The sequence below is a fragment of the Clavibacter lycopersici genome (assembly GCF_003576405.1).
GTDB lineage: Bacteria > Actinomycetota > Actinomycetes > Actinomycetales > Microbacteriaceae > Clavibacter > Clavibacter lycopersici.
Window position 1 is genome coordinate 1 of the sequence record NZ_QWGT01000158.1, and the last position, 6,630, is coordinate 6,630.

Sequence of the window (6,630 nt, forward strand, 5' to 3'; positions counted from 1 at the left end):
CGCCGGCGGTCCGCACGAGCGCCGAGCGCCCGCCCGATGGATCCCGCACGATGCGCGTCCCGGCCCGTCGCCCCGGAGGGAGGCCCGGCACGTCGAGCAGCGTCACCTGCTGCGGCCACGGGGCGAGGCGGGGCAGCCCGTGCACGGCGGCGGCCGAGGGACCCCCGAGCGCGACCGGCGCGACGGAGACGCGGGCGAGCGCCCGGATCCGCAGCAGGTGCCGATCGCGCGCCGACACCGCCTCCCATGACGCGCGCTCCACGTGGATCCCGGCCCGCAGGCGCACCAGCTCCCCGCGCGCCTCCGCCCGCGCGACGACCGCGGCCTCCGCGCGCTCCTCCGCGCCGACAGGCGCTGCGGAGGGCGCGGGCACCGCCCCGGAGAGGATCAGCACCACCGTGGGCGGCCCGAGCGCCGTCGCCTCGAGGGGATGGGAGACGGGCGGCGGGGTCGGTGGCATGCGGGCAGTGTCGCGGCCGGGGAGGCCCGGGGATCCGTCCGACCGCGACCCGCCGGACGCGCGTGCGGAGACGCCCCCTGTGAGGGACCGCCCGAACGCACGAGGGGCCGGTGCACCGGCACCGGCCCCTCGTCACCACCGCGCGGAGACCGCGCGGCTCACCGAATCAGCGCCGGTAGTTGGGCGCCTCGACCACCATCTGCACGTCGTGCGGGTGCGACTCCTTGAGCCCGGCCGCCGTGATGCGCACGAAGCGCCCGCGGTCCTTGAGCTCGCCGACCGTGCGCGCGCCCACGTAGAACATGGACTGACGCAGGCCGCCGGTGAGCTGGTAGACGACGTTGGCGAGGGATCCGCGGTAGGGCACCTGGCCCTCGATGCCCTCGGGGATGAGCTTGTCGTCGCTCGGCACGTCCGCCTGGTAGTAGCGGTCCTTCGAGTAGGAGGTCTTCGTGCCGCGGGTCTGCAGGGCGCCGAGCGACCCCATCCCCCGGTAGCTCTTGAACTGCTTGCCGCCCACGAACATGAGGTCGCCGGGGCTCTCGTCGCAGCCGGCGAGGAGGCTGCCGAGCATGACCGTGTCGGCGCCGGCGACGAGCGCCTTGGCGATGTCGCCCGAGTACTGCAGGCCGCCGTCCGCGATGACGGGGATGCCCGCGGCGCGCGCCGCGAGCGAGGCCTCGTAGACCGCGGTGACCTGGGGCACGCCGACGCCGGCGACGACGCGCGTGGTGCAGATGGATCCGGGGCCGACGCCGACCTTGATGGCGTCCGCGCCCGCCTCGATGAGCGCCTGGGCGCCCGAGCGGGTCGCGACGTTGCCGCCGATCACGTCGACGTGCGACGTCGCGGGGTCGGTCTTGAGACGGCGGATGATGTCGAGCACGCCCTTGCTGTCGCCGTTGGCGGTGTCGACGACCAGCACGTCCACGCCCGCCTCGACCAGCGCGAGCGCGCGCTGCCAGGCGTCGCCGAAGAAGCCGATGGCCGCGCCGACGCGCAGGCGCCCCTCGGCGTCCTTCGTCGCGTCCGGGTACTGCTCCGACTTGTCGAAGTCCTTGACGGTGATGAGGCCGCGCAGCTTGCCCGCGTCGTCCACGAGCGGGAGCTTCTCGATCTTGTGCTCCGCGAAGATCGCGATCGCGTGGTCCGGGTCGATGCCGACGCGGCCCGTGATGAGCGGGGTGCGGGTCATGACGTCGCGCACGAGCGTGGTCGCCGCCTGGACCGGCGAGACGAAGCGCATGTCGCGGTTCGTGATGATGCCGACGAGCGTGCCGTCCGCCTCGACCACGGGGAGGCCGGAGACGCGGAACTGGCCGCAGAGCGCGTCGACCTCGGCGACGGTCGCGTCGGGACGCGTGGTGACCGGGTTCGTGATCATGCCCGACTCGCTGCGCTTCACCTTGTCGACGAAGGCGGCCTGGTCCTCGATGGAGAGGTTGCGGTGGATCACGCCGAGACCGCCCTGGCGGGCCATCGCGATGGCCATGCGCGCCTCGGTGACGGTGTCCATCGCGGAGGAGAGGAGAGGAGCGGCGACGCTGATGTTGCGCGTCAGGCGGGAGGTGGTGTCCGCCTCGCTCGGGATGACGTCGGTGTGCCCCGGAAGGAGCATGACGTCGTCGTAGGTGAGGCCGATGACGCCGAACGGGTCGGACTGATCCAAGTTCCCTCCAGGGGAGATGAGAGGCGGATGGTGGAGCCGGGGGACCGCGTCGGCAACCGGTGTGTCGATGTTAACGGTCGTGCTGGCGCGCTATTCCCGCCCTAGCACGCAGCCACGCGGTGTCGGCGCGAAACATCCAGGACATAATCAGCACGTACTGTCAACCAACGTCGTCCTGACGGTAGTCGCGGTGCCTGTGCGGAAGTACCCGTCGCACGGCTCCCCCTATGGAGGTCTAGTGATAGCCACTGGTTCGGCCGGAGCACGCGCGCAGCGCGTCTGGGCCCTGATTCTCGCGGTGGCGTTCGCCTGCACCGCACTTCTCCTCTCGGCCCCGTCGGCTGCCCACGCGGATCCACGCGCGGCGCCCCAGGCGGTCGACCCGGCGTCCGCCGAGCAGTCCCTGCTCGTGTGGGTCCGGGCGGACGCCGACAAGACCGGCATCGCCGGTGTCACCGTCACGGTGTCGGGCGGTGGCGTCGACGCCACCGGCACGACCGGCCCCGACGGCAAGGCCGAGGTCGGCCTCAGCGCGCCGGGCTCCTTCACGGTCGAGGTCGACGAGTCCACCATCCCCGAGGGCGCCGGCGTCCCGCGTGCGGGCTCGAGCCCCCGGGAGATCGACGTCGCGGCGGGCAACAAGAACGTCCCCGCCTTCTTCTTCATCTCCCCCGACGGCGCGGCGGCCGGATCCGCACCCGCACCGAGCGCGAGCACCGGCGCCGGCACGGGCACCTCCACCGGGGGCGAGACCGCGGCGCCCGACACCGAGACGGGCACCGTCACCGCCACCGCGGAGCCCGTGACGGAGAACAACTTCTGGAAGATCTTCTGGCCCAAGGTGGTGACCGGCCTCATCTTCGGCCTGCTGCTCGCCCTCGCGGCCATCGGCCTCTCCCTCATCTACGGCACGACCGGCCTCAACAACTTCGCGCACGGCGAGCTGGTCACCTTCGGCGCGCTCATGGCGTACCTGTTCAGCAACGTGCTCGGCCTCAACCCGGTCCTCGCGATCGTCATCACGGTGATCCTCGGCGGGGCCTTCGGGTTCGCGCAGGACGCGGCGATCTGGAAGCCGCTCCGGAAGAGGCGCCTCGGCCTCGTGCCGCTGATGATCGTCACCATCGGCCTGTCGCTCGCCCTGCGCTACCTCTTCCAGTTCATCTTCGGCGCCGACCGCCTGACGCTCCCGAACAGCCCCGCGCCGTTCCTGGTCGTCGGGCCGGTGAGCCTCAAGTTCACCGACGTCGCCGGCGCGATCGTCTCGGTCGTGCTGCTCCTGGCCGTCGCGTACGTGCTGCTCTACACGAAGATCGGGAAGGCCACCCGCGCCGTCTCCGACAACCGCTCGCTCGCGGCGGCGTCGGGCATCGACGTGGAGGGCGTGATCCGCGTGGTCTGGATCGGCGGCGCCGCGCTGGCCGCGCTGTCCGGCGTCTTCATCGCCTACTACCAGTCGCTGCGCTGGGACACGGGCGCGTCCATCCTGCTGCTCGTCTTCTCGGCCGTCGTCCTCGGCGGCCTGGGCACGGCGTTCGGCGCGCTCATCGGCTCGATCGTGATCGGCGTCTTCATCAACGTCAGCACCATGGTCCTGCCCGAGAACATGAAGTACGTGGCCGCTCTCGTGGTCATGATCGTCATCCTGCTCATCAGGCCCCAGGGCATCCTGGGCCGGAAAGATCGGATCGGTTAGCCGCGCATGAACTCCAACTTCATCTTCCTGGCGCTCGGCGAGATCTTCTCGCCGACCACCGCGGCGTACGCGCTCGCGACCGTCGGCCTCGTGATCCACTTCGGCTTCACGGGACTGCTCAACTTCGGCCAGGCCGGGTTCATGGCCATCGGCGGATACGCGTTCGCCATCACGGCGGTCATGTACGACTGGCCCGTCTGGGCGTCGCTCCTCGCGGCGATCGTCGCGTCCACGGTGTTCGCGCTCATCCTCGGCATCCCGACGCTGCGGCTCCGAGCGGACTACCTGAGCATCGTGACCATCGCGGCGGCCGAGATCATCCGGCTGAGCGTCAAGACGCCCGAGTTCTCGGACGTCACGGGCGGCTCCGAGGGCATCAACGGCGCGGCGGCCGGCTTCAACGACCTCAACCCCCTGCCCGAGGGCCGCTTCGGCGCCGGTGTGCTCACCTACTCCGCCGACCAGTGGTGGATCCGCATCGTGGGCTGGGGCCTCGTCGGCATCGCCTGCCTGCTGGTCTTCCTCCTCATGCGCAGCCCCTGGGGCCGCGTGCTGAAGGGCGTGCGCGAGGACGAGGACGCGGTCCGCGCGCTCGGCAAGAACGTCTACTCCTACAAGATGCAGGCTCTCGTGCTCGGCGGCGTGTTCGGCGGGCTCGCGGGCGTGGTCTTCATCCTCCCGAGGTCGCTGCAGCCCGACAACTACGGCACGCAGCTCACGTTCTTCCTCTACACGATCATGCTGCTGGGAGGCGCGGCCACGATCTTCGGGCCCGTAATCGGCTCGATCATCTTCTGGGTCACGCTGTCGCTCTCGGACGGCCTGCTCAGCCTCGCGGTCACGAACGACTGGCTGCCCATCTCGAGCACCCAGCAGGGCCCGATCCGCTTCATCATCGTGGGCGTCGCGCTCATGCTGCTCGTGATCTTCCGACCACAGGGCATCTTCGGGAAGAAGAAGGAGACGCACTTTGCCTGACAAGACCCCGGTCTCGGCCATCCTCGACGGCGACGCCGGTCCGGGCTGCGCCAAGAAGGACCCCATCATCGTCGCGCACGGCGTCAGCCGGCAGTTCGGCGGCCTGAAGGCGGTCGACGTCGACCACCTCGAGATCCCCCGCGGCTCCATCACGGCCCTCATCGGCCCGAACGGCGCCGGCAAGACCACGTTCTTCAACCTGCTGACCGGCTTCGACAAGCCGAACACCGGCACGTGGGAGTTCTCGGGGAAGGACCTCGCCGGGATGAGCGCGTTCCGCGTCGCCCGCCTCGGCATGGTGCGCACCTTCCAGCTCACGAAGGCCCTCGGCGGGATGACGGTGCTGGAGAACATGCGCCTCGGTGCCACCGGCCAGGGCGGCGAGAACTTCTTCTCCGCACTGATCCGCCCCCTCTGGAGGAAGAAGGAGGACGAGATCACGGATCGCGCCCGCACCCTCCTGAAGAAGTTCAAGCTCGACGCCAAGGAGGAGGACTACGCGGACAGCCTCTCGGGCGGTCAGCGGAAGCTCCTCGAGATGGCGCGCGCGCTCATGACGAAGCCGGATCTCGTGATGCTCGACGAGCCGATGGCCGGGGTCAACCCGGCGCTGACGCAGTCGCTGCTCCACCACATCCTCGACCTCAAGACCGAGGGCATGACCGTGCTGTTCGTCGAGCACGACATGCACATGGTCAACGAGATCGCCGACTGGGTGGTCGTGATGGCCGAGGGACGCATCGTGGCCGAGGGCCCGCCCTCGACCGTGATGAGCGACCCGGCCGTCATCGACGCCTACCTCGGCGCCCACCACGACACCGACCTCGGCACCCTCACGGGCCAGCGCGAGGTGGCGAAGGACATGGAGTCCGACCTCGTCAAGGACGAGATCGAGAAGGAAGCGGCAGAGAAGTGACGGCAGAGCGGGTCCTCCAGACCACCGACCTCCACGCGGGCTACCTGCCCGGGGTCAACATCCTCAACGGGTGCAACGTCCACGTCGACAAGGGCGAGCTGGTCGGCATCATCGGCCCGAACGGCGCGGGCAAGTCCACGCTGCTGAAGGCGATCTTCGGGCAGGTGAACGTCCGCGGCGGCAGCATCGAGCTGAACGGCCAGGACATCACCGGCCTCAAGGCCGACAAGCTCGTCTCCCGCGGGGTGGGCATGGTGCCGCAGAACAACAACGTGTTCCCCACGCTCACGATCGACGAGAACCTGCAGATGGGCGCCTACCAGAAGCCCAAGATGTACAAGGAGCGGCTGGCGTTCGTCACCGACCTGTTCCCGGAGCTCGGCAAGCGGCTCAAGCAGCGCGCCGGGTCCCTCTCGGGCGGCGAGCGCCAGATGGTCGCCATGTCGCGCGCGCTCATGATGGATCCGACGGTGCTGCTGCTCGACGAGCCGAGCGCCGGGCTCTCCCCCGTGCGCCAGGACGAGACGTTCATCAACGTCGCGCAGATCAACCGCGCGGGCGTCTCCGTGATGATCGTGGAGCAGAACGCCCGTCGAGCCCTGCAGATCTGCGACCGCGGCTACGTGCTCGACCAGGGCAAGGACGCGTACGAGGGTCGCGGGCGCGAGCTCATGAACGACCCGAAGGTGATCGAGCTGTACCTCGGCACGCTCGCCGCCGACCAGGAGAAGGCCAAGGCGGCGCCCCAGCCCTGATCCTGTCCCGGGCACACGACGACGCGGCATCCCCTCGGGGGTGCCGCGTCCGTCGTGTGCGGCGGGGCTCCTGGCGGATCGCCCGGGCGGGGCGAGAGGCGTCCGCCCGGCGACGCGGGATCGCGCGCAGAGGGTCCACCGCCGCGTCGCGCGACG

5 protein-coding genes and 1 pseudogene are annotated in these 6,630 nt (G+C 70.3%); 4 read left to right on the forward strand and 2 right to left on the reverse strand.

Going from position 1 to position 6,630, the window contains the following annotated elements:
• A pseudogene (locus DZG00_RS10730) lies at positions 1–460 on the reverse strand (hypothetical protein); the annotation flags it as partial.
• Between the two features lie 166 nt (positions 461–626).
• Complete coding sequence (gene guaB, locus DZG00_RS10735; protein WP_119382901.1) at positions 627–2,129, reverse strand: IMP dehydrogenase; 1,503 nt, start codon at positions 2,127–2,129, stop codon at positions 627–629.
• Between the two features lie 298 nt (positions 2,130–2,427).
• On the opposite strand from guaB, the gene DZG00_RS10740 reads away from it, so the two are divergent.
• The 4 genes from DZG00_RS10740 to DZG00_RS10755 are packed head-to-tail and all read left to right on the forward strand — an operon-like array spanning position 2,428 to position 6,474.
• A complete protein-coding gene (locus tag DZG00_RS10740) occupies positions 2,428–3,825 on the forward strand; it encodes an ABC transporter permease subunit (RefSeq protein ID WP_233550120.1) in 1,398 nt (465 codons plus the stop codon).
• A 6-nt stretch (positions 3,826–3,831) separates the two neighbouring features.
• Positions 3,832–4,803 carry a branched-chain amino acid ABC transporter permease gene (locus DZG00_RS10745; RefSeq protein WP_119382939.1) on the forward strand — a complete coding sequence of 324 codons (972 nt, stop codon included), beginning with the start codon at positions 3,832–3,834 and terminating at the stop codon, positions 4,801–4,803.
• Positions 4,796–5,719, forward strand: a complete 924-nt coding sequence (locus tag DZG00_RS10750) for an ABC transporter ATP-binding protein (protein ID WP_119382940.1) — start codon at positions 4,796–4,798, stop codon at positions 5,717–5,719. Before DZG00_RS10745 ends, DZG00_RS10750 begins: the two co-directional genes overlap by 8 nt.
• Positions 5,716–6,474: an ABC transporter ATP-binding protein gene (locus tag DZG00_RS10755; protein WP_012039254.1), complete on the forward strand. Its 759-nt coding sequence runs from the start codon at positions 5,716–5,718 to the stop codon at positions 6,472–6,474. Before DZG00_RS10750 ends, DZG00_RS10755 begins: the two co-directional genes overlap by 4 nt.
• Positions 6,475–6,630: the final 156 nt, after the last annotated feature.